This is a genomic window from Magnetospirillum sp. 15-1 (assembly GCF_900184795.1).
In the GTDB taxonomy this organism is placed as follows: domain Bacteria; phylum Pseudomonadota; class Alphaproteobacteria; order Rhodospirillales; family Magnetospirillaceae; genus Phaeospirillum.
The window spans coordinates 50550-76368 of record NZ_FXXN01000014.1; the positions used below are offsets into that span (position 1 = coordinate 50550).

Below are 25819 nucleotides of genomic sequence, written 5' to 3' on the forward strand. Positions count from 1 at the left end.
CCAGCCGGGATGACAAGCCCCACCGGCCGTCTTATAAGATTCCCACGATGCATATCACCCTGGTGGACGATTCCATTCCCTTCGACGGCTATTCCGCCGCCTCGCGCCCGCTGGGCGGAGCGGAGAAGGCCTTCGCCTCGCTGCCCGGCGCCCTGGCGCGGCTGGGCCACACCGTGCAGGTGTTCAACCGCTGCCGCTGGGGCATGTATATCGAGAACGCCCAGTGGGAGACCTTCGAGGGCAGGAAGCCGCTGCGCACCGACGTGCTGATCGCCTTCCGCAAGCCCTCCCTGCTGGAATTCGTCCGCCATGCCGGCCGGCGGGTGTTCTGGCACACCGGCCCCGGCCGCATGCTGGAGCGCCCCGCCGCCAAGGCCATGCTCGACAACCACAAGCCGCTGCTGCTGCTCGTGGCAGAGGCCCAGGCCCGGGATATCACCACCAAGGGTCTGGCCGCCGGGCTGCTGCCCATGGCGGTGCGCTCCGATTACTCGAACGGCGAGCCGCGCCCCCAGGACCCGCCGCGCGCCATCGTCACCACCCATCCCGCCCACGGTCTGGATTGGCTGGTGGACCTCTGGGTGGCGAAGATTCACCCCCGCGTTCCCAATGCCGAACTGCACATCCATTCCATGACCCTGGCCGCCGCCGCCGAGGGAACGGCCATCGACGAGGCGCTGCGCCCCCTGGCCGCCAAGGTCATGGAGGCCCGAATCCACGGCGTCTCCGTCCACCGTCCCCAGGGCGACTACCTGATGGGCGAGGCGCTGCGCGAGGCCAGCGTCCACCTGTTCCCCGGCCATGCCGACGACATGGGGTGCTTCACCCTGATGGAAAGTCAGGCGGCCGGCTGCCCGGCGGTGATCCGTCCCCTGGGCGCCGCCCCCGAGCGCATCGTCGACGGCGTCACCGGCTATGCCGCCCCCGACGACGAGGCCTTCGCCAATCTGGCCGCCATGCTGCTGACCGACCGGTCGGTCGGACAAGCCATGGGGACAGAAGCCCGCGCCCTGTGGAAGACCCGCACCTGGGACGGCGTCGCCGCCACCCTGGAAGGCTGGCTGAAATGATCCGGCTGCTGCAGGCCATGGCCGGCGCCCCCCATGGCGGCGCCGAGGCGTTCTTCGAGCGCCTGGCTCCCGCCCTGGCCCGCGCCGGAGTCACCCAGCGCCTGCTGATCCGCGACAATCCCAAGCGTGCCGCCCTGCTGCGCGGCCAGGGCTTGGAGGTGGTCGAGGCGCCGTTCGGCGGCGCGCTGGACCTCGTCACCCACTGGCGCTTTCGCCGCGAGGTCAAGGACTTCCAACCCGACATCGTGCTGACCTGGATGAACCGGGCATCCCGCTTCGTCCCCAAGGGCCCCCATGTGACGGTGGGCCGCCTGGGCGGCTATTACGATCTCAAATACTACCGCCAGTGCGACCACCTGATCGGCAACACCCCGGACATCCGCGACTGGATCATCGCCCAGGGCCGCCCGGCCGGGCAGGTCCACTACGTCCCCAATTTCGTCGCCGACACCCTGGGCACCGCGTCGGTATCGCGCGCCTCGTTTGACACCCCGCCCGGCGCCCCGCTGATCGTCGCCATGGGCCGGCTGCATCCCAACAAGGCCTTCGACGTGCTGCTCAAGGCGGTGGAGCCCCTTCACGACTGCTATCTGTGGATCGCCGGCGAAGGCCCCCAGCGCGCCGAGCTGGAAGCCCTGGCCGCCCATCTGTCGGTCAAGCCCCGCGTGCGCTTCCTGGGCTGGCGCGACGACGTGGCGGCGCTGTATGCCACCGGCGACCTGTTCGTCTGCCCCTCGCGCCACGAACCCCTGGGCAATGTGGTGATCGAGGCCTGGGCCGCCGCCCGCCCGGTGATCGCCTGCGCCTCCCAGGGGCCGAAACAACTGATCACCGACGGAAGCGACGGCCTGCTGGTACCGGTCAACGACGAGCAGGCCCTTTCCGCCGCCATCCGCCGCCTGCTGACCGAACCCGATACCGCCCGCGCCCTGGCCGATGCGGGCCGCGCCGCCTACGAGCGCCAGTTCACGGAAGCCGCCGTGGTGGCGCGCTACCTGGAGTTCTTCGACAAGGTGAAACGCTGATGTGCGGCATCGCCGGAGTGATGACCGTCAACGCCACGCCGGAAGAGGCGGTGCTGGACAAGCTGTCCGATGCCCTGGCCCATCGCGGCCCCGACGGGCGCGGCCGCCATGTGCACGGCAATGTGGGGCTGGTGCAGAACCGCCTGTCGATCATCGACCTGGAGGGCGGCAAACAACCCATCCTGGACGGCCAGGGCAACGCTATCGTCGCTAACGGCGAGGTCTACAATTACCTGGAACTCAAATCCGACATGGCGGGGCAGGCCTTCGTCACCGGATCGGATTGCGAGCCGCCGCTGCACCTCTATCGCCACCAGGGGCCGGCCTTCGCCCGCTCCCTGCGCGGCATGTACGCCATCGCCATCCACGATACCGCCGCCGAGAAGCTGATCCTCAGCCGCGATCCGTTCGGCATCAAGCCGCTCTATCTGGTGGAAGGTGCCCCCCTGGCAAAGGACGGGGGCCTGGCCTTCGCCTCCGAGCCCCAGGCCCTGATCGCCGCCGGGCAGGCCAAGCCCGAGGTGGATTCCGCCGCCCTGGCCGAGTTGCTGCAATTGCAGTTCACCACCGGCACCCGGACCATCTTCAAGGGCATCCGTCGCCTCGCCCCCGGCGAGACGGTGGTGGCCGAGGCCGGCTGCGTCACCGAAAGCCGCCGCCTGCCCGCGCTTCCGGCCGGCGGCCCGGTGGAGGGCAGCCTGGACCGCCTGCTGGACGAATTGGACGACGTGCTGACCGAATCGGTGGAGATGCACCAGCGCTCGGACGTGCCCTACGGCATGTTCCTGTCGGGCGGCATCGATTCGTCGGTGGTGCTGGCCCTGATGGCCCGGCTCAACCCCAGGGGCGTGCTGGCCTTCACCGCCGGCTTTCCCGGCACCAGGGTGCACGACGAACGCGCCCATGCCCGCGAGCTGGCCCGCGCGGTGGGCGCCCACCATGTGGAGGTGGAGTTCGGCGAGGCGGATTTCTGGCAGTTGCTGCCCCGGGTCGCCGCCGCCATGGACGATCCGGCGGCCGATTACGCCTGCCTGCCCACCTTCAAGCTGGCCCAGGAGGCCAGGAAGCAGGTCAAGGTCATCCTGTCGGGCGAGGGTGGCGACGAGTTGTTCGGCGGCTATGGCCGCTATCGCCACGCCATGCGCCCCTGGCCGCTGACCAAGCTTATGCGGCGTTCCGGCACCTTTGACGGGCTGGACGTGCTGCGCGACGGCATCACCGAGCACTGGCGCCACGGCATGAAGACGGCCGAGCGGGCCGAGGCCATGCATGGCCGCTCGCGCCTGCAGGTGGCCCAGGCGGTGGATTGCGCCGACTGGCTGCCCAACGATCTGCTGACCAAGGCCGACCGCTGCCTGATGGCCAACGGCATCGAGGGACGCGTGCCGTTCCTCGATCCGGTGGTGGCGGCCTTCGCCTTCCGCCTGCCCGACCACCTCAAGGTCAGGAAGGGATTGGGCAAGTGGCTGCTGCGCCGCTGGCTGGAGACGGCGCTTCCCGCCGCCCAGCCCTTCGACAAGAAGCGCGGCTTCACCGTGCCGGTGGGCGAGTGGATCAAGGCCCGGCCGGATATCGGCCAACTGGTGGCCCACCAGCCGGGCATCGCGGAAATCTGCCGCCCCGGCGCGGTGGAGGCCCTGTTCCGCAACGTCGGCAAGGAGACCGGCTTCGCCTGCTGGACCCTGCTGTTCTATGCCCTGTGGCACCAGCGGCACATCCTTGGACGAATTCCCAGTGGTGATACCTTTTCCGAGTTGGCGGAAAGGATATAATCCCCCCGGTTACCTGATTGGAGAGTGCCATGGCCCAGACCTTCGACCTGATCCTGCGCAATGGTACCGCCGTGACGCCCAACGGCACGCTGCGCACCAATATCGCGGTAAGCGACGGCCGCATCCGGGCCATCGGCGACCTGCTGGGCGCCTCGGCGGCCGAGGAGGTGGATGTGCGCGGCCTGACCGTGCTGCCCGGCGTGATCGACACCCAGGTGCATTTCCGCGAGCCGGGCCTGGAGCACAAGGAAGACCTGGAGAGCGGCACCCGCGCCGCCGCCCAGGGCGGTGTGGTCGCCATCTTCGAGATGCCCAACACCAAGCCGTCCACCACCACCGCCGACGCCATCCGCGACAAGCTGGCGCGCGCCAGGGGCCGCGCCTGGGTGGACCACGCCTTCTTCATCGGCGCCGCCTCGGACAACATCCCCCATCTGGCCGAGTGGGAGCGTATCCCCGGCTGCGCCGGCATCAAGGTGTTCATGGGGTCTTCCACCGGCAACCTGCTGGTGGCCGACGACGAGACTCTGGGCCGGGTCCTGGCCGAGGGATTCCGCCGCATCGCCGTCCATTGCGAGGATGAGGGAAGGCTGATCGAGCGCAAGCATGTGGCCGAGGAAGGAGCGCATCCCCGCGTCCACCACCAGTGGCGCGACGTGGAGACCGCCCTGATGGCCAGCACGCGGCTGATCAATCTGGCCGAGAAGGCCGGGCGGCGCGTCCACGTGCTGCACGTCACCACCGCCGAGGAAATGGAGTTCCTGGCCGGGCACAAGGATATCGCCACGGTGGAGACCACGCCCCAGCACCTGACCCTGGCGGCGCCCGAATGCTACGAGCGCCTGGGCACCTATGCCCAGATGAACCCGCCCATCCGCGGCGCACGCCACCGCGACGCCCTGTGGAAGGCCATCGCCGATGGGACCGTCGACGTGCTGGGCTCGGACCACGCGCCCCACACCCGCGAGGAGAAGGACAAGCCCTATCCCGCCAGCCCGTCGGGCATGACCGGGGTACAGACCCTGGTGCCCCTGATGCTCGACCACGTCAAGCAGGGCCGCCTCAGCCTGGAGCGTCTGGTGGACCTGACCAGCGCCGGCCCGGCCCGGATTTATAACATTACCGGCAAGGGCCGCATCGCGGTGGGTTACGACGCCGACTTCACAATCGTGGACATGAAGGCCGAGCGCATCATCACCAACGATTGGATCGAAAGCCGCTGCGGCTGGACGCCGTTCGACGGGCAGAAGGTCACCGGCTGGCCGGTCGCCACCATCGTGCGCGGCCAGACGGTCATGCGCGACGGCCAGTTGCTGGGCTCGGCCTCGGGCGAGCCGGTGCGCTTCCAGGAAAGCCGCTAGGCGCCGGGCCGGTGAATCTCCGCCCCTCCAACCGCCGGATTTTGGTGGGATTGCTGGGAGCCATGCTCCTGGTGCTGTGGGGATTCGTCGCCTACTGGTCGTGGTCGCAGCGCAAGAGCGTCATCGTCTCGAGCACCGTGATCCTCGAGCAGTTGACCACGGCGGCCGAGGAACAGACGCTGCGGCTGTTCCGGCACGCCGAGACCTCGCTGATGGTCAGCAATCACTGGCTGGCCGAGCATCCCCAGTTGGACCCCGGCGACTCGCCCTCGTTCATCGCCCTGGTGGATCGCCTGCGCCACATGTCGGACGGCATGCTGGATATCCGCATGGTGACCCGTTCGGGCGGCCTGCATTACATTCCCCGGCGCGGCCCCAAGGCGCTGGCCGACGTGTCCGACCGCGACTACGTCAAGGCGCAAAGCCGCATGGAGACCCGAGGCTTCTTCATCGGCAACCCGCTGATCAGCCGGGTGACCGGCAAGTGGGGCATTCCGGTCTCCGTCCCGGTGGACAAGGGCGGCGCCGACACCACCGTGCTGTTCGCCGCCATCGAATTGGACCGCATCGCCAAGACCTTCGAGGCCGAGCGCATCAAGCCCTCCGGCTCCATCGCCATCCTCAGGGCCGACGGCACCTTCTTGTTCCGGGTGCCGCAGGAAGATCACGTGATCGGCCTCAACATCGCCGACACCCCGTCCTTCAAGGAGAATTACGCCCTGTCGCTCAAGGGCGTCTTCCGCTCGTCCAGCCAGTTCATCGACGGCAAGGAGCGGATCGTGTCGTTCCAGCGGCTGCGCGACTATCCGCTGATCGTCATCGTCACCGCCGGCATCGACGATCTGCTGGCGCCCTGGCGCCGCGAGACCGCCACCCTGGTGGCCATCGCCGGCCTGGTCTCCATGGCCATCGGCCTGCTGACCCTGGTGCTGCTGCGCTCCATGAAGGCGGAGGAAAAGGCCCAGAAAGCCACCGAGCAGGCCCGGCACGAGGCCGAACTGATCCTCTCCAAGGCGGGCGAGGGGATTTGCGGCGTCAATGCCGCCGGGCGGGTCACCTTCATGAATCCCGCCGCCCGCGTCATGCTGGGCTGGGACCATGAGGACCCCACCGGCCAGAACCTGCACGTCACCAACCACCACAGCCGGGCCGACGGCAGCGATTATCCCGGCGACCAATGCCCGGTCGCCCACACCCTGAGCGACGGCGAGACCCGCGAGGTGCAGGGAGAGACCTTCTGGCGGCTCAACGGCTCCAGCTTTCCGGTGGAGTTCATCGTCACCGGCATCATGGACGAAAACGTCGTCAAGGGGGCCGTGCTGGTGTTCCGCGACATCAGCGAGCGTCTGGCCGCCGAACAGGCGCTGACCAATCAGGCCACCGAACTGTCGCGCTCCAACGCCGATCTCGAGCAGTTCGCCTATGTGGCCAGCCACGATCTGCGCGAACCGCTGCGCCAGGTGGCCAGCTTCGTATCGCTGCTGGAGCGCCGCTACGGCCCGGCCATGGACGACGACGCCCGCGACTACATCGCCTATGCCCGCGAGGGCGCCAAGCGCATGGACCGGCTGATCATCGATCTGCTGGAATTCTCGCGCATCGGCCACCGCTCCCTGCCGGTGGAGACGGTCAACCTGGGCGACGTCGTCGACGAGGCCATCGCCAATCTGCGCACCACCATCATCGAATCCGGCGCCCAGGTGGAACGGACCCCCGGCATGCCGGTCCTTCCCCTGGTTCGCGACGACATGGTGCGACTGTTCCAGAACCTGATCGGCAACGCCCTGAAATACCGCCACCCCGAACGCACCCCCATCGTCCGCGTCACGGCGACCCGGGAGGACAACGGCTGGGTGGTGTCGGTCACCGACAACGGCATGGGCATCGACCCGCAGTTTTCCGAGCGCATCTTCGGCATCTTCCAGCGCCTGCACACCCGCGACAAGTTCGAGGGCACCGGCATCGGACTGGCCATCGTCAAGAAGATCGTCGAGCGGGCCGGCGGCAAGGTCTGGGTCGAGTCCAATTCGGGCGAGGGCAGCGCCTTCCACGTGGTCCTGCCGGCTTGACCGCCATCATGCCCGGATCGCGCGAAGGCCGGTAATCTTTCCCCCGTCATCCCGGAAGCGCCAGCGCTGTCCGGAACAGCGACAAGAGGAAGGCCGAGTCCATGATCACCGAAGACGACATCCTCGAAGCCCTGCGTCAGGTCATCGACCCCGACGTGGGCGTCAACATCGTCGACCTGGGACTGGTGGAAAAGGTGCGGATCGCCCCGGAAGGCATCTATGTGGACCTGATCATGACCACCCCGGCCTGTCCGCAGAGCGCCTATCTCAGCGACGAATCCGAACGGGTGGTGCGCGCCGCCGCCAAGGACGAATTGCCGGTCAGCGTCGAGGTGCTCGATTCCCCCTTCTGGGAGCCGTCGCGCATGTCGGCCTCGGCCAAGTCCATCATGGGCTGGCCGGGATGATCAGCCTTACCGCGCGGCGCCTGCCCCTGCTGATGGCCGGGGCCGTCTCCCTGGTGGCCGGCATCGTCGCCGGCGAGGGCCGCATGGGCTGGCCGGTGGGCGGCGCCGACCTGATGCTGGTGCACGGGCCGCTGATGATCTGCGGCTTCTTCGGCACGGTGATCGGACTGGAACGCGCCGTCGCCCTGGGCAAGCCGTGGGGCTACGGCTCGCCGCTGGCCACCGCGCTGGGCGGCATGCTGCTGATCGCCGGTTATCCCCAGGGCGGCGCCATCCTGCTGCTGTTCGGCAGCCTGACCTTCGCCGCCATGAGCCTTGCCGTGATCATTCGTCAGCGCGAGGTGTTCACCACGGTACTGGGCCTGGGCGGCCTGACCTGGGCGGCGGGTAATCTGCTGTGGCTGGCGGGCGGCAACGCCGCCGACGCGGTGCCGCTGTGGGCCGCCTTCCTGGTGCTGACCATCGCCGGCGAGCGCCTGGAACTGTCCCGTTTTCTGCCGCCCTGGCGCTGGCGCACCCCCACCCTGTTCCCTCCCCTGCTCCTGCTGCTGGCCGGCATGGTGCTGGGGTCCTGGATACTATTCGGCCTGGGCCTCGCCCTGCTGACCCTGTGGTCGCTGGTCAACGACGTGGTGCGCCGCACCATCCGCCAGCCCGGCCTGACCCGCTATGTGGCCATATGCCTGCTGTCCGGCTATTTCTGGGCGCTGGCCGCCGGCCTGATGATGACCCGATTGGTGCCGGGCGCCACCGGCGTACTCTACGACGCCGCCCTGCATTCCCTGTTCGTCGGCTTCGTCTTCGCCATGGTGTACGGCCATGCCCCCGTCATCCTGCCCGCCGTGCTGCGGGTGGCGGTTCCCTACAAGCCGGTGTTCTACCTGCCGCTGTTCCTGCTGCACGCCTCGCTGGGGCTGCGCGTCGTGGGCGACCTGATCGACGTCCATGCCGTCCGCCAGTGGGGTGGCCTGGGCAACGCGGTGGCCATCGCGGCGTTCATCGTCACCATGCTGGTGACGGTGCTGGGCGCGAGGAAGCGGTAATCACTTCCTCGGCTTGATCCGCGCCGTGGGTTCGGCCTGCATGGGGTCGTCGGGCCACCAGTGCTTGGGATACTGGCCCTTGAGGTCGGCCTTGACCTGCCTGTAGGCGTTGGCCCAGAAGCTGGCGAGATCGCGGGTGACCTGCATGGGGCGGCGGGCCGGCGACAGCAGATGGAGCAGCAGCGCCACCTTGCCGCCGCCGATGCGCGGCGTCTCGGCACAGGCGAACATCTCCTGCAGCCGCACCGCCAGCACCGGCACCTCGCCGGAATAATCGATGGGAACCCGCGAGCCGGACGGCACCTCCACATGGGTGGGAGCCAGATCGTCCAGGCGCTTCTTCTGCTCCCAAGACAGCAGGCCGGAGAGTGCCGCCCCCAGATCGAGCCGGGTCAGATGGGCACGCCGCGTGATGCCGGCGAGGTAAGGCACCAGCCATTCCCCCAGCCCGGCCAGCAGCGCCGCCTCGGACAGATCGGGCCACTCCCCCTCGGGCTCCAGCCCGCGCACGAAGGCGACACGGCGGCACAGCCGCTCCAGCTCGGGCGTCCAGGGCAGCGCGGCCAGCCCCATCTGCCGCACCCCTTCGGCCATGGCGGCGGCCAGCGCCTCGGGATCGGCGGATTTCAGAGGCTTGTCCTCCAGGACCAGCGACCACAGCACCCGACGGGCGCGGGCCTGCACCACCTCGTCGCGCCCATCCCAGCGGCAGACGGTCTCGGCGCGGATATCGCCTTCGAACTGCGCCTCGATCTCCGCCAGGGTCAGGGGCGCCGCCAGGAAGATACGGGCCTCGCGGCGATCGCCGTCGGTCTCGGCCAGGACCAGCCATTCCTCGGCGGCCAGGGGCTCGTGGGCGGGAAACACCGCCCCGCCGCCGCCGGTCATGGCGTAGCGCGGCTCGCCCCCCGGCCGCCGCCGGGCAATGCGGTCGGGATAGGCGAAGGCCAGCAGCAGCCCGGCATCGCCCCGGTCACCCATCTGCTCGCCCGCCCTGAGGCCCAGGCGGCGGCGGGCTTCGCGGGCCGACTGGCGGGCACGGGCCAGGGCGCCCCTGTCCACCGGCAGCCCCCGTTCCTCGCCGCGCAGGGCGTCGAGACGCAGACGGATGTCGGAATCCCGCGCATCGCGCCCGGTGCGCAGCACGTCGCGCTCCTCCAGCAAGGCGGCGAGGTCGGCCGCCAGCCCGCCCAGGCCGAGTTCGCGCCCCTTCAGTACCATGTGGGCGAGGCGCGGATGCTGGCCGAGCCGCACCATGGCCTTGCCGTGAGGGGTGATGCGCAAGGCACCGTCCAGCGCCCCCAATTCGGTCAGCAACTCTCGCGCCTGGGCCAGATGGGCGGCGGGCGGCGGATCGAGCCAGGCCAGGGTCTCGGCCTGGGTAACGCCCCATTGGGCGAGGTCGAGGGCCAGGGGGGCGAGGTCGGCTTCGACCATCTCGGGCGAGGTGAAGGCCAGCAGGGCGCGGTCGTCGGCCTCGGACCACAGGCGGTAGCACACACCCGGCCCCAGCCGCCCGGCGCGCCCCCGGCGCTGATCGGCGCCGGCGCGGGATACGGCCAAGGTGACCAGCCGGGTCATGCCCGAGCCGGGGTCGAAGCGCGCCACCCGCATGCGCCCGCCATCCACCACCACCCGCACGCCCTCGATGGTCAGCGAGGTCTCGGCGATGCCGGTGGCCAGCACCACCTTGCGCCCGCCGTCCTTGCGCGGGCGGATGGCGGCGTCCTGCGCCTCCTGGGACAAGTCGCCGTAGAGCGGCGCGACCAGCACGCCCCGCGCCGCCGGATGATCGGCCAGCAGGCTTTCCACCCGGCGGATCTCGCCGGCGCCCGGCAGGAAGACCAGTACGTCGCCGGTCTCCTCGTCCAGGGCCCGGATCACGGCCGAAGCCACCGCATCGACGAAGGCGCGGGGCTCGGGCCGGGTCAGGAAGCGGGTTTCCACCGGAAAGGCCCTTCCCTGGCTGGTCACCACCGGCACGTCGCCCATCAGGCGGGCCACCGGGCCGCCGTCGAGCGTCGCCGACATCACCACCAGCTTCAGGTCGTCGCGCAGCCCCTGGCGGCATTCCAGCGCCAGGGCGAGGCCGAGATCGGCGAACAGCGAGCGCTCGTGGAATTCGTCGAAAATCACCAGCCCGACACCCTCCAGGGACGGGTCGTCCTGGATCATGCGGTTGAGGATGCCCTCGGTCACCACCTCGATGCGGGTTCCGGGTCCGACGCGGGAGTCGAAACGGATACGCCAGCCCACCGTCTCGCCCGGCTGCTCGCCCAGGGTGGCGGCCATGCGCGACGCGGCGGCCCGGGCCGCGAGGCGCCGGGGCTCCAGCATCAGGATACGGCTTCCCGCCAGCCAGGGCTCGTCCAGCAGGGCCAGGGGCACGCGGGTGGTCTTGCCCGCCCCCGGCGGGGCCTGCAGCACCAGCCCGTGCGAGACGGCCAGGGCGGCCCGGATTTGGGGAATGACGGACTCTATTGGTAAATCATGCATTTTTCGTACTTATACGATCGCACCGACCGGCCTGAGACCAATTATTGCCCTCAGCCTCTTGAAATCGACACAATCCTAGGGGATAAGAGACGCATCGCGCCACTCATCCATATCTGCGCAATTGGAGATTCTGATGCTCAACACCAAGAAGCTGGGCCTCGTCCTCGGAGCCGCCCTCCTCGCCGCCCCGTTCGCCGCCTTCGCCGATGACGCCCCGGCCGCTTTCAACCAGTGCAAGGCCTGTCACAAGGTCGAAGCCGGCAAGAACGGCGTGGGCCCGAGCCTGGCCGGCGTGTTCGGCCGCAAGGCCGGCTCCGAGCCGACCTTCAAGTATTCCGACGCCATGAAGGCCGCCGGCACCTGGGACGAAGCCGCCCTGACCAAGTACCTGTCCGACCCCAAGGGCACCGTCCCCGGCAACAAGATGGCCTTCGCCGGCCTGAAGAAGCCCGAAGACGTGGCCGCCGTGGTCGCCTATCTGAAGACCGTGAAGTAAGACTTCCCGGTTTGAAGGCTTTGGCGCCGCCGCCCTGGCAACGGGGCGGCGGCGTTGCTTTTCAGGGGGTCAGCTCGGCCAGATCGGCCGCCGGATCGATAGCCCTGGACGAGGTGATCTCCAGACGTCCGTCGTTCAGTTCGTCGCAGCCCGGATGGGCCTGCCGCCAAGCCTCCACCGCCAGATCGCGCTCGTCGATCAGCACCTCGATCAGCGGCCGGTAGAAGGCGACCAGGGCCGCCAGCCATTCCGCCACCGGCGCCAGAGGCCCGGCCGGCGCCAGCCGCAGCCCGGCCACCATGGCCTTCACCGCCTCGGCCCGATACCACGCCTCGCCGGTGACCCAGCGGTTGGTGGTGAACAGTTCCACCACCTCGCCGCGCTCCCCGAATCCCGCGGCGATCAGATGGCAGGGAGCGTCGGCGTCGGCGGTCGCCACGGCGGGCACCAGCCCGCGCGCCATGCCGCGCGGCCGCTGGAACAGATGGATATGGCCGAATTCGCCGTCCCGGTGGCAGTGGTAGTAGAACTGGGCGTGGGACGAGAGGTCGTAGACATCGCCGGCCGGATAGTGACGGAAGGCCTCGACACCGCCGCCCCGGCTGAGCAGCGAGACGGGGTCGCCGCCCAGCCCGGCCGCCAGACCGGCCAGCCGCTCGCCCGCCGCCTTGGCGCGGAGCCAGTCGCCCCGCCCGGAAATGCATGCCGCCAGACCGCAAGCGTCGGCGGCCACGGCTCAGCGCTCCGCCGGAGCCTTTTCGACTCCGTCATGCATGCGGATGGGAATGCCGTCACGGCTGGTCTCGGCCTTGGACAGGCCCCGCAACGCCGGATGCAGGCGGGTGAAGGCGGCGAAATTGGCCCAGATGGTCTTGGCGATGGCCGCCACCTCGTCGGCGGACAGCTTGCTGGTGACCAGCAGGGTCTTCAGCCCGATGGCCGCCACGTCCTCCTTCTGACCGTCATAGGTGCCGCCCTTGATGGCGAAGCGCGCCACCCACGGCACCTTCTTGAAGAAGGAATCCATGGACTTGGAGCGGATCTGAACCAGCGAGGCGCCGCATTCCTCCACCGCCATCTGGACCTCGGGCATGGGATGGATGCCGGTGAAGACCGCCGCGTCGATATTGCCCTGGCACAGTTCGGCCGCCTGTTCCGCCAAGTCCAGCTCCACCAGCACCGACAGGTCGCCCTGGGACAGCCCCGAGGCGTCGATCACCGTCTCGGCCATGGAACGCTGGAACGAGCCGGGCTTGCCCAGGTTGACCCGCTTGCCCTTGAGATCGCCCAGATTGTCGATGCCCGCCCCCGGCCGGGCCACCACCACCGCCACCTCGCCGTGCAGGGCCATGATGGCGCGCAGGTCGGCCATGGGACCGGCGTCCTTGAAGCCCTCGGCACCGATGGCGGCCATCTGGGCGGCGCGGGACTGCACCAGCGCCAGATCGGCATCGCCGGCCTTCAGCGCCGCCACATTGGCCGCCGAGCCGGAACTGGGCATCACCGCGCAGCCCAGCCCCAGGGGATGATCCTTGTTGATCACCCGGCAAAGCGCGCCGGCAACGGGAAAGTAATAGCCGGTGACCTCGCCGCTGGCGATGACCAGGGTCCGGCGCTCCGCCGCCCCGGCCGCCTGGGCCAGGACCAATCCGGCCAGTACGGCCGGGATCAATATCCGCTTCACTCGCTCGTCCTCCAGGTTCAGCCCGGATCATAGCCAAGCCCCGCCCCGGCCGGAAGCCCCGCCGGAAAGCCTGCATTCTTAATGCATTGTTTCAATTTGTTTCATTAATATCGCACGGATTGTGCGGAAACAGGTTGCCATTGGCTTTTCACATAGACACAATCGACTTCACCAATAACCGGAGGGAGGGAACCGGTGCGGAAAGTGATCATCCTGCTCGCGGCGGCGCTCTGCCTGGCCCTGCCGATCGAAGCGAATGCCACCCTGCAGTGCGTGACCTACGCTCGCGAAGTCACCGGCCTCAATCTCAAGGGCGACGCCTGGAAGTGGTGGGAAGCCGCCCAGGGCGTCTATGACCGCGGCAATGCCCCCAAGGTCGGCTCGGTCCTGGTGTTCAAGCGCCAGGGCAAGATGTCCCACGGCCATGTCTCGGTGGTGCGCGGCACCGCCGGCAGCCGGGTGGTGCTGGTCGACCACGCCAATTGGGCTCCCCATCGCAGCGCCGGCCGTGGCCAGGTGACCAAGGCGGTCCCCGTGCTGGACGTCTCGCCCAAGAACGATTGGAGCGAGGTCCGCGTCTGGTACCAGCCGACCCGCGAATACGGCAGCCGCACCTACAAGACCCAGGGCTTCGTGTATCGCCCCGGCGGCAACGTGGTGCAGGCCTCGCTACGCACCGAGGCGCCGCGTCCGCAGGCCGCCGCCCCGGCCGAGCTTCCGGTCCACGCCAAGGCCGAACCCGTCGCCGCCCCCGTCCGCAAGGCCGAGCCGGCCGTTCATCAGGCCCCGGTCGTCGAGGCCAAGGTCATCGAGGCCAAGGTCAGCGCCCCGGTCGAGGCTCCCGCTGCCGCCCTGCCGGCCGCCTCGCCCGCCAGTGACAGCGACCTGGGCAAGTTCGACGCTCGCGCGTGGGCGGAACAGGCCTAACCCTAAGCCTAACGATATATCCCATAGGGCTGGCTGCCGTCTAGGGCAGCCGGCCTTTTATTTGTTCCGGCCACCAATTTCCGGGCAGGACGCCCCAGGATGGCCCCCTCCCCCCGCCGTGGTGTAGGAAAAGTGTGGGTAACCTGCGATCAAGGTTTGCGGTTTTTCCCACAAACGGTAAGATCACGGCCTCAGGAGGGCGGGGTCTGAGACTAGACTAAGGGCTCCTGGGGGAAGGATCTGGATCTATGGCCGTGCAGCAGAGCCGACCGATCACCATCGTCATCGCCGAAAAGAATCCACTGCTTCAGAGCAGTCTGATCAAGTTGTTCTCCGGCGACGAACGGTTCTCCGTCGCCGCGGTGACCAGCGATGGCGAACGCTTTATCGAGGCCGTGGACAAGACCCCGTTCGATGTCGGGGTCATCGGGTGGGAGATGCCCTACCTGGACGGGCGCGGAGTCCTGCAGACCTTGCGGGCTCGGGTCGATGCCCCCCGGCTGATCGTCTATACCGGCAGCCCCAATCCCGACGTGCCGCGCCAGGCCATGACCCTGGGCGCCGCCGGGTTCTGCTCCAAGCGCGAACCGCCCGAGCAACTGCTCGACACCATCATCGCCGTCGCCGCCGGGCGCATGGTGTTCCCGTTCATCGACGTGTCGTCCCTGGCCAGCGACCCGCTGGCCGGCCTGACACCGCGCGAGCGGGAGCTGCTGGCCGCCCTGGCCGGCGGCCTGACCAACCAGCAGATGGCCGCCCAGCTGGACATCTCGCTCAACACCGTGAAGTTCCACCTGAAGAACCTCTACGACAAGCTGGGCGTCGGCAACCGCGCCCAGGCGGTGGCCTTCTACCTCAAGGGGCGGGAATCCCGCTAACCCAAGGGACCGAAGTCCCCGGAAACAACCTGACCTTTCGGTCATGTCCTCACCTGCGGAAGGGACATGGCCGAGGGGGCGGTCATGGGGCATACTGCTGATATCGGAGAGGCGCCGCCGCCACCCGTCGCCTCGGTTCAAGCAGGAGGACACTGCCCATGACCACCAAGGTAGCCCTGTTCCTGGCCCACGCCCTGGCCATGGAGAACGAAGCGGCGGATCGTTACGACGAACTGGCCGATACCATGGAAATCCACAACAACCGGGAAGTGGCCGAGCTGTTCCGCCAGATGGCCAAGTTCTCGCGCCTGCACGGCGCGTCGGTGGCGGCCCGCGCCAACGGGCATGACCTGCCCAAGCTGAAGTCCTGGCAGTACCGGTGGAACACGCCCGAACCGCCCGAGGTGGGCACGCCCGGCGCCACCCATTACATGATGACCGCTTGGCATGCCCTGGATTTCGCCCTGGACAACGAGAAGCGGGGCCACCGCTTCTATGCCGACGAAGCCGCCGGCAGCGACGACCCGGATGTCCGGATTCTGGCCGCCGAAATGGCCGACGAAGAAGCAGAACACGTGGCGGAACTGGAAGCATGGATTGCCCGAACACCAAAACCGGAGCACGACTGGGCCGAGGACCCGGACGAGGCCCTGGTCGCCGATTGACGCCCGCCCCCTCCGCGCTCCGGTGTGAACCGTGAGCGCGGAGCATCGCCGCGGCGTCCTGTTCGCCCTGGCCTGCTACGGCACCTGGGGCCTGTTTCCCGCCTTCTGGAAACTGGTGGCCACCGTACCGCCCGCCGAGGTCCTGGCCCATCGCGTGGTCTGGTCGCTGCTGGCGGTCACCCTCATGCTGACCTGGCTGAGGCGCTGGGACGAAGTTTTCGTCCTGCTGGCCTCACGCCGCCGGCTGCTGGTCCTGGCCGCCTCGACGCTGTGCATCAGCGTCAATTGGCTGGTGTTCATCCAGGTGGTGGGCGAGGGCAACGTGCTGGAAGCCAGCATGGGCTACTTCCTCAACCCGCTGGTCAACGTGGCGCTGGGCGTCATCGTGCTGAAGGAGCGGCTGCGTCCCCTGCAATGGGTGGCCGTCGCCCTGGCCCTGGCGGGCATCGTCGAACTGGCCGTCGCCACCGGCACACCGCCCTGGGCGGCGCTGACCCTGGCGGGAACCTTCGGGATCTATGGCCTGCTGCGCAAGCGGCTGCCGGTGACGCCGCTGACCGGACTGGCGGTGGAGACCGGACTGATGTTCCCGCTGGCGGTGGGCTATCTGGCCTGGAGGATGGCGGCGGGCTCCCCCATCCTGGGCGGCACCCCGGCCCTGGCCGCCGCCCTGCTGGCCGGCGGGCCGGTCACCGCCGCGCCGCTGCTGTGGTTCGCCGCCGCCGCGTCGCGCCTGCGCTACACCACGCTGGGTTTTTTCCAATACCTGGCGCCCACCGGGCATTTCCTGCTGGCGGTGCTGGTCTATGGCGAGCATCCCAGCCTGCCCCACCTGATCACCTTCGGCTGCATCTGGGCGGCCATCGGGCTCTATCTGGTGGACAGCTGGCGCCAGAGCCTCAAACCATCGGCAGGGTGAAACGAAAGCGGGCTCCCTGTCCCGGCTCGGATTCGACCCAGATGCGCCCGCCATGGGCTTCGGCGATACGCCGCGCCACCGCCAGGCCGATGCCGGCGCCGGGATAGCGGTCCGGTCCGTGCAGCCGCCGGAAGATGCCGAAGATGTCGTCCTGGTATTCCGGGTCGATGCCGATGCCGTTGTCCTCGACGGTGACGCACCATTCGCCTTCAAGACTCTCGGCGGCGACCCGCACGCGGGGCCTGCCGTCCTCGGCATGGAATTTGAGACCGTTGCCGATCAGATTGACCATCAGCTGGCGCAACTGGGCGGGATCGCCGCGCACCACCGGCAGGGGGCCGGTCTCGATGGCCCCGCCCCGGGTCTCGAGCGCGCTGCCCAGGTCGGCGATCACCACCTTCACCAGATCGTCCATGTCCACGTCGACCATCTGGGCCGCCGCCATGCCCGCCCGGGAATAGCCGAGCACCCCCTGGATCAGATCGCGCATGCGCTGGGCGCCGCCCACCAGGAAATCCAGATACTCGCGCCCCTCGTCGTCGAGGATGGCGCCGTGCTTGCGCTCCAGCATCTGGGCGAAGGAACAGATGGTGCGGCAGGGCTCCAGCAGGTCGTGGGCCGCCACGTAGGCGAAACGCTCCAACTCCATGTTGGAGCGCTCCAACTCCTCGGCCGAGCGCCGCAGCAGCATCTCCTCCGCCTTGCGCTGGTTGATGTCGCGAGCGACGAAGATCAGGCTGGGCTCGCCGCTCAGGTTGACCACTTCCAGGGACATCAGGGCGGTGAAGACCTCGCCCGACTTGCGGCGGAAACGCACCTCGAAATTTTCCAGCCGGGTGGCGTCGCCCAGAGCGGCGATCATGCGATCGCGCTCGGCCCGGCTTTCCCAGGTCCCCAATTCGCCGGACGTGCGGCCGATGGTTTCGGGCTTGGTCCAGCCCATGATGCGCTCGAAGGCGTCGTTGACCTCGATGAAACGGCCGGTATCGCGCGCCGTGATGGCGATCAGGTCGGGACAGGCGCGGAAGACCGTGGCGAACTTGGTCTCGATGCGCCGCAGAGCCGCCCCGATATCCGACCGGCGACGATCCTGATTGCGGCGCTCACCGCCGCCCTCCCCCGAACTGCCCCGTTTGCCCATGACCGATCCCTAACGTAATCGGCACAGACTAACTCCTTTGCCGCACATGCCAAAACGCTAAGGAGATGAAATCATGGAGTCAGGAAGGAATCCTTTTCCGGTCCGGTGTCGGAACATTCGGCGATGAACTTGACCAGCCGGTAGGTGGCCGGATCGAAGCGCAAGGCGACGAACTTGGAACCCTCGCGGACCACGCGGCAGGTGCCGCCGATACCGTGATTGATGTCCAGCTTGCCGTTGTCGCTGGGATACAGGGTGAAGCGCAGGGCGCTGTCCGTGACCTTGAAGCCCGCCTCCAGCGTCATGCCGCCGGCGGAAATCTCGGCCACCCGTACCAGCTTGCCGCCGATATTGGCCATCAGATGCAACCCGTGGAAGCGGGGATAGCGCCGCCTCTCGTGTCCTTGATCATCGGGCATGGCATGAATCCGGACCTGTTCGAACGCTCCCAGCTTAACATGGAACCTGCAGGCCCAAATATCCAAGGCCATATACCGAAGGATATCGGGTGCCCCGATCCCTCTTGCCCCGGCCGCGCCGTTGCGCGCATAGTGCCCTCATGCGTGACGTCCTCTCCCGCCTGTTCCGACTCGGCCTGCCGGCATTGCTGCTGGTGGTGGGGTTGGCCGTTTGGAGCGGCGCCGCCCAGGCCGGCGAGGCCATGCACCATCAGCATGACGGAGCCTCCGCCGAGCACGCCATGCCCTGCCATGACGACGCAACCCCGGCCGCCAAGCCCAAGGCCGCCGACCACGGCTGCCCCGATTGCCGCTGCCTGTTCACCGGCTGCGCCGCCGCCGCCGCCACTCTGCCCGGCATGACCGGAGAAGCGCCGGTGACCTTTACCCTGGCGCCGCCCCAGGCCGCCCAGCCCGTGCGTCTGGTCACACAGGCGCTGAGCGGGCCGCCCGCCGAGCCACCCAGACTCTGAATCCGCACGCCTGAAGTCTGTCCGGATTCACCGTTTCAGGGATAATCTCCCATGCTCGCACGTTTCCTGGCGCTGGCCTTTTGGGCCGCGCTCCTCCCATCCGTCCTGGCGGCCCAGCCGGTCACACCCGGTATCGGCAGCGAAGGCGACGCCTTCCAGGTAGTGCTGGTGCCCGGCACCGACGGCCGCACCCTGCTCTATCTCGCCGATCTGGACAGCAACGCCCCGGTGGCCGACGCCGTCATCGACGCCGAGGCCGAGGGCTGGAGCGGCAAGGCGGTCGCCGCCGACGGACCGGGTACCTACGCCCTGGCCTGGGTGCCGCCGGCCACCGGCACCGACCTCACCCTGATGGTCAGCGCGGGCGGCCGCGACGATCTGTTGCTGGCCCGTGGCATCGCGCCCCTGCCGCCGCCCGCCGTGGCGCCCGCTCCGGTGGAGCATTGGCGCCACTGGACCGGCGGCGCGGCCATCGGCGCCGTGCTGGTGATCGGCGCCTGGTGGCTCGGCCGTCGCCGGGCCGGCACCGCCGTGCTGCTGCTGGTGCTGGCCGTTCCCGCCGCCAGGGCGCACGAGGGCCACGACGACCACGCCGCCACCGCCGAGGCGCCCGCCGCCCAGCCGGGCGCCATGCTGGTGATGGACAAGCCCACCCAGTTCCTGCTGGGTATCCGCACCCACAAGGTGGAATCCGCCGAAGCGGCCGAGACCGTCCGGGTGGTGGGCCGCGTGGTGCCCGATCCGGCCGGCTTCGCCAAGGTGCAGCCGTCGCAGCCGGCCCGCATCGTCTCGGACCCGGAATTCCCGCTACCCGTCCCCGGTCAGACCGTCAGGCGCGGTCAGGTGATCGCCGTGCTGGAACCGACATTGTCCACCCTGGAGCGCTCCGACAAGCGGGCCGCCCTCTACCGGGTGGAAAGCGAGATCGCCATCAACGAGCGGGAAGCCTCCCGGCAGCACGCCCTGAAGGGGCTGGTCGCCACCAAGCTGGTGGAGGATACCGGCACCCGCCTCGACCAGTTGCGGCGCGAGCGCAGCCAGCTTCTGGGTACCGCGTTGGGACGAGAACTGGTGCGCGCCCCCGTCGACGGCGTGGTCACCGACGTCCACGTGGTTCCCGGCGAGGTAGTGGCGGTGGACAAGGCGATGATCGAAATCGTCGATCCGGCCCGCGTGCGGGTCGAGGCGGTGGTCCACGATCTGGCCCTGGCCACCCGCATCGGCGCCGCCACCGCCGCCACCAGGCTGCTGCCCGACGAAGCGGTGCCGCTGACCCTGCTGGGCGTCAGTCCGCGGGTCGACGCCCTGGACCAGGGGGTGCATGCCGTCTTCGCGGTGCCCGAGGCCCAGGCGCGCTCCTTGCGCATCGGCATGCCGCTGGACGTCTTCCTGGCCACCGGCGCCACCCGCCTGCGCATGGCGGTGCCACGCGCCGCCATCGCCGAGGCCGGCGGCCGTCAGGTGGTGTTCGTGCGCACCGCGCCCGAGACCTTCGAGGCCCGCCCGATCCGCGTGGACAGGGTGGTCGGCCCCCTGGCCGAGATCGAGGGCGTCAAGGCCGGCGAACGGGTGGTGATCCAGGGCGTCGAGCAACTCAAGGCGCTGAGGTAGCGGCCATGTTCGATGCCATCATCGCCCTCAGCCTGCGTCATCGGCTGTTCGTCCTGGCCGCCGCCCTGGCGGTCACCGTCTATGGCTCCCTGGTGCTGTCCCGGCTGCCCATCGACATCTTTCCCGATCTGAACCGCCCCACCGTCACCATCATGACCGAGGCCGCCGGCCTCGCCCCCGAGGAATCGGAGACCCTGGTCACCCGTCACATCGAAACCGCCATGAACGGCGCCCCCGGCGTGGTGCGGGTGCGCTCCAATTCCGGCGTCGGTCTGTCCATCGTCTTCGTCGAGTTCGACTGGGGCACCGACATCTACCGCAACCGGCAACTGGTGGCCGAACGGCTGGCCTCGTCGCGCGACCTGCTGCCCGCCGGCATCAATCCCGTCATGGGGCCGGTCAGTTCCATCATGGGCGAGATCATGCTGGTCGGCGTGCGTTCCAAGGCGGGCGCCACGCCGCCCATGGAACTGCGCTCCCTGGCCGATTGGGTGCTGCGGCCCCGCCTGCTGTCCATTCCCGGCATCGCCCAGGTGATCCCCATGGGCGGCGAGGTCCGCCAGATTCAGGTCCAGGTCTCGCCCTCCAAGCTGTCGGCCCTGGGCCTGGGCTATGCCGACGTGGAAAAGGCCCTGGCCGGCTTTGCGCGGAACACCACCGGCGGCTTCCTGGAACAGCGCTCGGCCGAGTTCCTGATCCGCAATATCGGCCAGACCACCGACCTGGACGATCTGCGCAACACCGTGGTGGCGTGGCGCAACAACGCCCCCGTCACCGTCGATCAGGTGGCCGAGGTGCGCAACGGCGCCGGCGTCAAACGCGGCGACGCCGCCATCGACGCCCACCCGGCGGTGATCCTGGCGGTATCCAAGCAGCCGGGCGCCGATACGGTGGCCCTGACCAGGAAGGTCGAGGCCGCCCTGGCCGAGATCGGCCGGACCCTTCCCCCCGACATCGAGGCCGACCGGGTGCTGTTCCGCCAGGCCGACTTCATCCGCCGCGCGGTAAGCAACGTGGCCGAGGCCTTGCGCGACGGCGCCGTGCTGGTGGCCATCGTGCTGTTCGCCTTCCTGATGAACATGCGCACCACCTTCATCAGCCTGACCGCCATTCCGCTGTCCATGGTGGTGGCCGCCCTGGTGTTCCAGGCCATGAATCTCTCCATCAACACCATGACGCTGGGCGGCCTCGCCGTCGCCATCGGCGAACTGGTGGACGATGCGGTGGTGGATGTGGAGAACATCCTGCGGCGCCTGCGCGAGAACGCCGCCCTGCCGGAGCCCCGCCCCACCCTCGACGTGGTGCGCGAGGCCTCGAGCGAAGTGCGCAACTCCATCGTCTACGCCACCATGGTGGTGGTGCTGGCCTTCCTGCCGCTGTTCGCCCTGTCGGGCATCGAGGGACGGCTGTTCGCGCCCCTGGGACTGGCCTATGTGGTGTCGATCCTGGCCTCGCTGGTGGTGTCGCTGACCGTCACCCCGGCCCTGTCGCTGTTGCTGCTGCCCAAGGCCAAGGTGATGGGCCACGGCGATTCCGCCCTGGTCCGCCGTCTCAAGGACTGGGACCGCCGCCTGCTGGACTGGTCCTTCGCCAATCCCAGGGCGGTGATCGTCCCCGCCCTGGTCCTGATGATCGGAGCCGGCGCCTCGGTGCCGTTCCTGGGCCGCACCTTCCTGCCCAGCTTCAACGAAGGCACCGTCACCGTCACCGTGGTACTTCCGCCCGGCACCTCGCTGTCGGAATCCAACCGCATCGGCACCATCGCCGAGACACTGATCGCCCAGGTCCCCGAAACCGCCTCCACCGGGCGACGGACGGGGCGCGCAGAACTGGACGAGCACGCCGAGGGCGTCCATTACTCGGAAATCGACGTGGACCTGCACCCGTCGAAAAGACCGCGCGACGCCATCCTGGACGATCTGCGCCGCCGGCTGGCCCAGATTCCCGGCATCAGCGTCAATATCGGCCAGCCCATCTCGCACCGCCTCGACCATCTGCTGTCCGGCGTCAGGGCCGAAATCGCCGTCAAGATCTTCGGCGATGATCTCGATACGCTGCGCACCCTGGCCGCCGAGGCCAAGGAACGCATGCAACGGGTCAAGGGCGTCGCCGATCTACAGGTGGAAAAGCTGGTGCTGATCCCGCAGTTGCAGATCCGCCTCGACCGCGCCGAGGCGCGCAAATACGGCCTCGGCCTCGGCCAGTTGACCGAGACCCTGGAAGCGGCGCTGCAGGGCAAGGTGGTGTCCCAGGTCAGGGACGGCGAGCGCAGCACCAATCTGGTGCTGCGTCTGGCCGAGGACTGGCGCGCCCAGACCTCGGATTTCCGCCAGATCCTGGTCGACACCCCGGCGGGCAAGGTGCCTCTCGCCCTGGTGGCCGAAGTGGTGGAGACCCAGGGCCCCAACCTGATCAACCGCGACAACCTGCGCCGCCGGGTGGTGGTGTTCGCCAATTCCCAGGGCCGCGACCTGGGCGCCATCATGGAGGATATGCAGGCGGAGCTGGGCGGCATGACATTGCCCCCCGGCTACACCATCGCCTATGAGGGCCAGTTCCAGAGCCGCCAGGAGGCCACGAGGCTGATCGGTATCCTGGCCCTGGTGTCGCTGGCCGCCATCTTCGCCCTGCTGCACGCCCATTTCCGCTCCGGGCTCCTGGCCCTGATCATCATGGCCAACATCCCCATGGCCCTGGTGGGCAGCGTGGGAGCCCTGTGGCTGTCGGGACTGCCGCTGTCGGTGGCCGGCATGGTGGGCTTCGTCACCCTGGCCGGCATCGCGTCCAGGAACGGCATCATGAAGATCACCCACTACCTCCACCTGATGCGCCACGAGGGCGAGGCGTTCGGCCCGGCCATGATCATCCGCGGCTCGCTGGAACGCCTGACGCCCGTGCTGATGACCGCCCTGGTGGCGGCCCTGGCGCTTCTTCCCCTGGTGCTGGCCGGGGGCGAACCGGGCAAGGAAATCCTTCACCCGGTGGCGGTGGTGATCTTCGGCGGCCTGATGTCGTCGACCCTGCTCGACACCCTGGTTACCCCGGTGGTGGTGCTGCTGCTGGGCCGCAAGGCCCTGACTGGACTTGGACAAGAGGTGCGGACATGATCGCGCCCAAGGAGATTTCGACCATGAAGACACGCCTTCTCACCCTGGCCCTCTTCCTCGCCGTGCCGACCGCCCTGGCCCACGGCACCCTGGCCGCCTTCTTCGGCGGGCAGATCGCCGAGACCGGCGATTACCGCGCGGAATTCGCGGTGCGCGACGGGGCCATCAAGGTCTGGGTGCGCGATCACGACGACAAGCCGGTCAAGGCGTCGGGCAAGGCCACCCTGCTGCTGGGCGGCCAGAAGCTGGACCTGCCGCTGAGCGCCAAGGACGACACCCTGATCGCCGAGGCGCCGGTCAAGTCCCGCGACAAGCTGGCCGCCGTGCTGGGACTGCAGGTGGATGGCAAGCCGCTGTCGGTGCGCTTCATGCAGTCCGAGGTGGTGGCGCCCGCCACCCTCTCCCCCCAGGCGGAAGCGGGGCGCAAGGTGTTCGAGGCGGTGTGCGCCACCTGTCACGGCGGCGCCCTGCGCGGCAGCGACAACGGTCCGCCGCTGCTGCACCCGTTCTACGCCCTGGGCTCGGCCCACGGCGACGACGTCATCCTGGCGGCCATGAATACGGGCGCCAAGTCGCATATGTGGAAGTTCGGCGACATGCCCAAGCCCGAAGGACTGAAGCCCGGCCAGGACCAGGACGTGCTGGCCTATATCCGTGCCATGCAGGCGGCCAACGGGCTGGGAAGCGCCCCGGCGGCCGCCGCCGATCCCCATGCCGGCCACGGGCACCATTGAGGAGGGAGATGACCATGAAGACCCTTGCCGCCGTCCTGTTCGCCTTCCTCGCCGCCCTGCCCGCCTTCGCCGCCGAGCGCGAGGTGACCATGTGGAAGTCGCCCACCTGCGGCTGCTGCGAAGGCTGGGCCGAACACATGCGCCAGTCCGGCTATACGGTGAAATCCATCGACGTGGACGACATCGACCGGATCAAGCAGACCCACGGCATCCCAGGCCCCCTGCAGTCCTGCCACACCGCCAGGGTGGACGGCTACCTGCTGGAAGGCCACGTCCCCGCCCAGGCGGTCGACCGCCTGCTGAAGGACAAGCCCAAGGTGCGGGGCATCGCCTCGCCCGGCATGCCCATGGGTTCGCCCGGTATGGGTGGGCCGAAGGAGGAAAACGTCGTCCGCACCTTCGGCCCCGAAGGCTCGCAGGTGTTCGGGCGTTACTGACGCGGCAAAACGGACATCAGTGGCGTCATGCTCGGGATTCCAGCATCGGAGTCTCGTCGTGGCGCAGGGTCAGCACTTCGACGCCACTCCTCGTGACCGCGACCGTATGCTCGAATTGGGCGGAGAGCTTCCGGTCGTTGGTCACCACCGTCCATCCGTCGCTCTCGGTCGAGACCTTGCGGGTACCCTGGTTCACCATCGGCTCGACGGTGAAGACCATGCCCTCGCACAGCTTCAGGCCCGTTCCCGGCCGCCCGAAATTGAGCACCTGCGGTTCCTCGTGCATCTCGCGGCCGATGCCATGCCCGCAATATTCCCGCACCACCGAATAGCCGTTCCTTTTGGCATGCCGTTCTATCGCGAAGCCGATGTCCCCCAGATGCGCTCCGGGCCGCACCTGCTTTATGCCTTTCCACATCGCCTCCTGGGCAACCCGCACGAGCCGCCTCGCGGCCATCGGGGCATTGCCGATCAGGTAGGTCTTGCTCGAGTCCGCGATGAAGCCGTTCTTTTCAAGCGTGATGTCGAGGTTGATGATGTCGCCGTCACGGATGATCTCGCCCGGATCGGGCACGCCGTGGCAGACGACGTGATTGATCGAGCAGTTCAGAACGTATTTGAAGCCATACTGCCCCTTGCTCGCCGGATGCGCGGCAAGGTCCACGGTGATGAAGCGGTCGACCAGATCGTTGACCTGCAATGTCGACATGCCGGCAAGTTCCTGCCCGTCCAGCATCTCGAAGACGGAGGCCAGCATCTTGCCTGATACGCGCATGAGCGCCAGTTCGTCCGGGGTCTTCACCATGTCAGGCGACCGCCAAGTCCCCCAGACTCACATGCGCCATCGCGAACTGCATCTTCACGATGTCGTTGAAGGACAGGGTCGGATTGGCTTCAGCCAGCATGCCGATCTTCATCCAGAACTCGGCCTGCGCATTGATGGACCGGCACATCACCGTGCTGGCCCGACGGACTTCCTCATGCAGGTCGTCGTCGATTTTTACGATGCCCATGGATGTCTCTTAAATACGATGCCCATGGATGTC

The 25819-nt window shown here is 68.5% G+C and carries 24 protein-coding genes; 17 read left to right on the plus strand and 7 right to left on the minus strand.

What is annotated here, in order from left to right; genetic code table 11:
* Nucleotides 1–47: 47 nt before the first annotated feature.
* The 7 genes from CP958_RS02100 to CP958_RS02130 all read left to right on the plus strand — a co-directional run bounded on the left by CP958_RS02100 (nucleotide 48) and on the right by CP958_RS02130 (nucleotide 8747).
* Nucleotides 48–1070, plus strand: coding sequence for a glycosyltransferase (locus tag CP958_RS02100; RefSeq protein ID WP_096700361.1), 1023 nt, complete (start codon nucleotides 48–50; stop codon nucleotides 1068–1070).
* Complete coding sequence (locus CP958_RS02105; protein ID WP_096700362.1) at nucleotides 1067–2095, plus strand: glycosyltransferase; 1029 nt, start codon at nucleotides 1067–1069, stop codon at nucleotides 2093–2095. Before CP958_RS02100 ends, CP958_RS02105 begins: the two co-directional genes overlap by 4 nt.
* Nucleotides 2095–3867, plus strand: coding sequence for an asparagine synthase (glutamine-hydrolyzing) (gene asnB / locus CP958_RS02110; protein WP_096700363.1), 1773 nt, complete (start codon nucleotides 2095–2097; stop codon nucleotides 3865–3867). The genes CP958_RS02105 and asnB overlap by 1 nt, the downstream gene beginning before the upstream one ends.
* A 29-nt stretch (nucleotides 3868–3896) precedes the next feature.
* Nucleotides 3897–5228, plus strand: a complete 1332-nt coding sequence (locus CP958_RS02115; protein WP_096700364.1) for a dihydroorotase — start codon at nucleotides 3897–3899, stop codon at nucleotides 5226–5228.
* 11 nt (nucleotides 5229–5239) lie between these two features.
* On the plus strand, nucleotides 5240–7297 hold the full coding sequence (locus CP958_RS02120) for an ATP-binding protein (RefSeq protein WP_242442693.1): 2058 nt from the start codon (nucleotides 5240–5242) through the stop codon (nucleotides 7295–7297).
* A 101-nt stretch (nucleotides 7298–7398) separates the two neighbouring features.
* A complete protein-coding gene (locus CP958_RS02125) occupies nucleotides 7399–7704 on the plus strand; it encodes a metal-sulfur cluster assembly factor (protein WP_096700366.1) in 306 nt (101 codons plus the stop codon).
* On the plus strand, nucleotides 7701–8747 hold the full coding sequence (locus CP958_RS02130) for a hypothetical protein (RefSeq protein ID WP_096700367.1): 1047 nt from the start codon (nucleotides 7701–7703) through the stop codon (nucleotides 8745–8747). Before CP958_RS02125 ends, CP958_RS02130 begins: the two co-directional genes overlap by 4 nt.
* On the opposite strand, the gene hrpB is transcribed toward CP958_RS02130, so the two are convergent.
* Nucleotides 8748–11243, minus strand: coding sequence for an ATP-dependent helicase HrpB (hrpB, locus tag CP958_RS02135; protein ID WP_096700368.1), 2496 nt, complete (start codon nucleotides 11241–11243; stop codon nucleotides 8748–8750).
* A gap of 133 nt (nucleotides 11244–11376) precedes the next feature.
* Between hrpB and CP958_RS02140 the strand changes: the two genes are divergently transcribed.
* Nucleotides 11377–11739 carry a cytochrome c family protein gene (locus tag CP958_RS02140; RefSeq protein ID WP_096700416.1) on the plus strand — a complete coding sequence of 121 codons (363 nt, stop codon included), beginning with the start codon at nucleotides 11377–11379 and terminating at the stop codon, nucleotides 11737–11739.
* A gap of 61 nt (nucleotides 11740–11800) precedes the next feature.
* Here CP958_RS02140 and CP958_RS02145 read toward each other — a convergent pair whose 3' ends face one another.
* Both CP958_RS02145 and CP958_RS02150 read right to left on the minus strand, forming a co-directional pair.
* Nucleotides 11801–12472 carry a hypothetical protein gene (locus CP958_RS02145; protein WP_096700369.1) on the minus strand — a complete coding sequence of 224 codons (672 nt, stop codon included), beginning with the start codon at nucleotides 12470–12472 and terminating at the stop codon, nucleotides 11801–11803.
* Between the two features lie 3 nt (nucleotides 12473–12475).
* On the minus strand, nucleotides 12476–13423 hold the full coding sequence (locus CP958_RS02150; protein WP_096700370.1) for a TAXI family TRAP transporter solute-binding subunit: 948 nt from the start codon (nucleotides 13421–13423) through the stop codon (nucleotides 12476–12478).
* A 195-nt stretch (nucleotides 13424–13618) separates the two neighbouring features.
* On the opposite strand from CP958_RS02150, the gene CP958_RS02155 reads away from it, so the two are divergent.
* The 4 genes from CP958_RS02155 to rarD all read left to right on the plus strand — a co-directional run bounded on the left by CP958_RS02155 (nucleotide 13619) and on the right by rarD (nucleotide 16812).
* Nucleotides 13619–14350, plus strand: a complete 732-nt coding sequence (locus CP958_RS02155; protein WP_242442694.1) for a CHAP domain-containing protein — start codon at nucleotides 13619–13621, stop codon at nucleotides 14348–14350.
* Between the two features lie 248 nt (nucleotides 14351–14598).
* Nucleotides 14599–15228 (plus strand): response regulator transcription factor, encoded by a 630-nt coding sequence (locus CP958_RS02160; RefSeq protein ID WP_096700372.1) that lies wholly within the window; start codon nucleotides 14599–14601, stop codon nucleotides 15226–15228.
* A gap of 158 nt (nucleotides 15229–15386) precedes the next feature.
* Nucleotides 15387–15893, plus strand: a complete 507-nt coding sequence (locus CP958_RS02165; protein WP_096700373.1) for a ferritin family protein — start codon at nucleotides 15387–15389, stop codon at nucleotides 15891–15893.
* 31 nt (nucleotides 15894–15924) lie between these two features.
* The gene (gene rarD / locus CP958_RS02170) at nucleotides 15925–16812 is read left to right on the plus strand and encodes an EamA family transporter RarD (RefSeq protein ID WP_096700374.1); all 888 of its coding nucleotides are present in this window, start codon (nucleotides 15925–15927) and stop codon (nucleotides 16810–16812) included.
* Here the strand turns inward: rarD and CP958_RS02175 are convergent.
* Complete coding sequence (locus CP958_RS02175) at nucleotides 16793–17953, minus strand: ATP-binding protein (protein WP_096700375.1); 1161 nt, start codon at nucleotides 17951–17953, stop codon at nucleotides 16793–16795. The genes rarD and CP958_RS02175 overlap by 20 nt on opposite strands.
* 71 nt (nucleotides 17954–18024) lie before the next feature.
* Nucleotides 18025–18372 (minus strand): PilZ domain-containing protein, encoded by a 348-nt coding sequence (locus tag CP958_RS02180; RefSeq protein WP_242442695.1) that lies wholly within the window; start codon nucleotides 18370–18372, stop codon nucleotides 18025–18027.
* Between the two features lie 140 nt (nucleotides 18373–18512).
* On the opposite strand from CP958_RS02180, the gene CP958_RS02185 reads away from it, so the two are divergent.
* The 5 genes from CP958_RS02185 to CP958_RS02205 are packed head-to-tail and all read left to right on the plus strand — an operon-like array spanning nucleotide 18513 to nucleotide 24773.
* A complete protein-coding gene (locus CP958_RS02185; RefSeq protein WP_096700377.1) occupies nucleotides 18513–18884 on the plus strand; it encodes a hypothetical protein in 372 nt (123 codons plus the stop codon).
* Nucleotides 18885–18935: 51 nt separating this feature from the next.
* Nucleotides 18936–20495 carry an efflux RND transporter periplasmic adaptor subunit gene (locus CP958_RS02190; protein WP_096700378.1) on the plus strand — a complete coding sequence of 520 codons (1560 nt, stop codon included), beginning with the start codon at nucleotides 18936–18938 and terminating at the stop codon, nucleotides 20493–20495.
* 5 nt (nucleotides 20496–20500) lie between these two features.
* Nucleotides 20501–23602 carry an efflux RND transporter permease subunit gene (locus CP958_RS02195; protein WP_096700379.1) on the plus strand — a complete coding sequence of 1034 codons (3102 nt, stop codon included), beginning with the start codon at nucleotides 20501–20503 and terminating at the stop codon, nucleotides 23600–23602.
* A 23-nt stretch (nucleotides 23603–23625) separates the two neighbouring features.
* The gene (locus CP958_RS02200; RefSeq protein WP_242442696.1) at nucleotides 23626–24336 is read left to right on the plus strand and encodes a cytochrome c; all 711 of its coding nucleotides are present in this window, start codon (nucleotides 23626–23628) and stop codon (nucleotides 24334–24336) included.
* 14 nt (nucleotides 24337–24350) lie between these two features.
* On the plus strand, nucleotides 24351–24773 hold the full coding sequence (locus tag CP958_RS02205; protein ID WP_096700417.1) for a DUF411 domain-containing protein: 423 nt from the start codon (nucleotides 24351–24353) through the stop codon (nucleotides 24771–24773).
* Nucleotides 24774–24798: 25 nt separating this feature from the next.
* On the opposite strand, the gene map is transcribed toward CP958_RS02205, so the two are convergent.
* On the minus strand, nucleotides 24799–25578 hold the full coding sequence (gene map / locus CP958_RS02210; RefSeq protein ID WP_096700381.1) for a type I methionyl aminopeptidase: 780 nt from the start codon (nucleotides 25576–25578) through the stop codon (nucleotides 24799–24801).
* A 1-nt stretch (nucleotide 25579) separates the two neighbouring features.
* Nucleotides 25580–25786, minus strand: a complete 207-nt coding sequence (locus CP958_RS02215) for a ParD-like family protein (RefSeq protein ID WP_096700382.1) — start codon at nucleotides 25784–25786, stop codon at nucleotides 25580–25582.
* Nucleotides 25787–25819 lie beyond the last annotated feature (33 nt).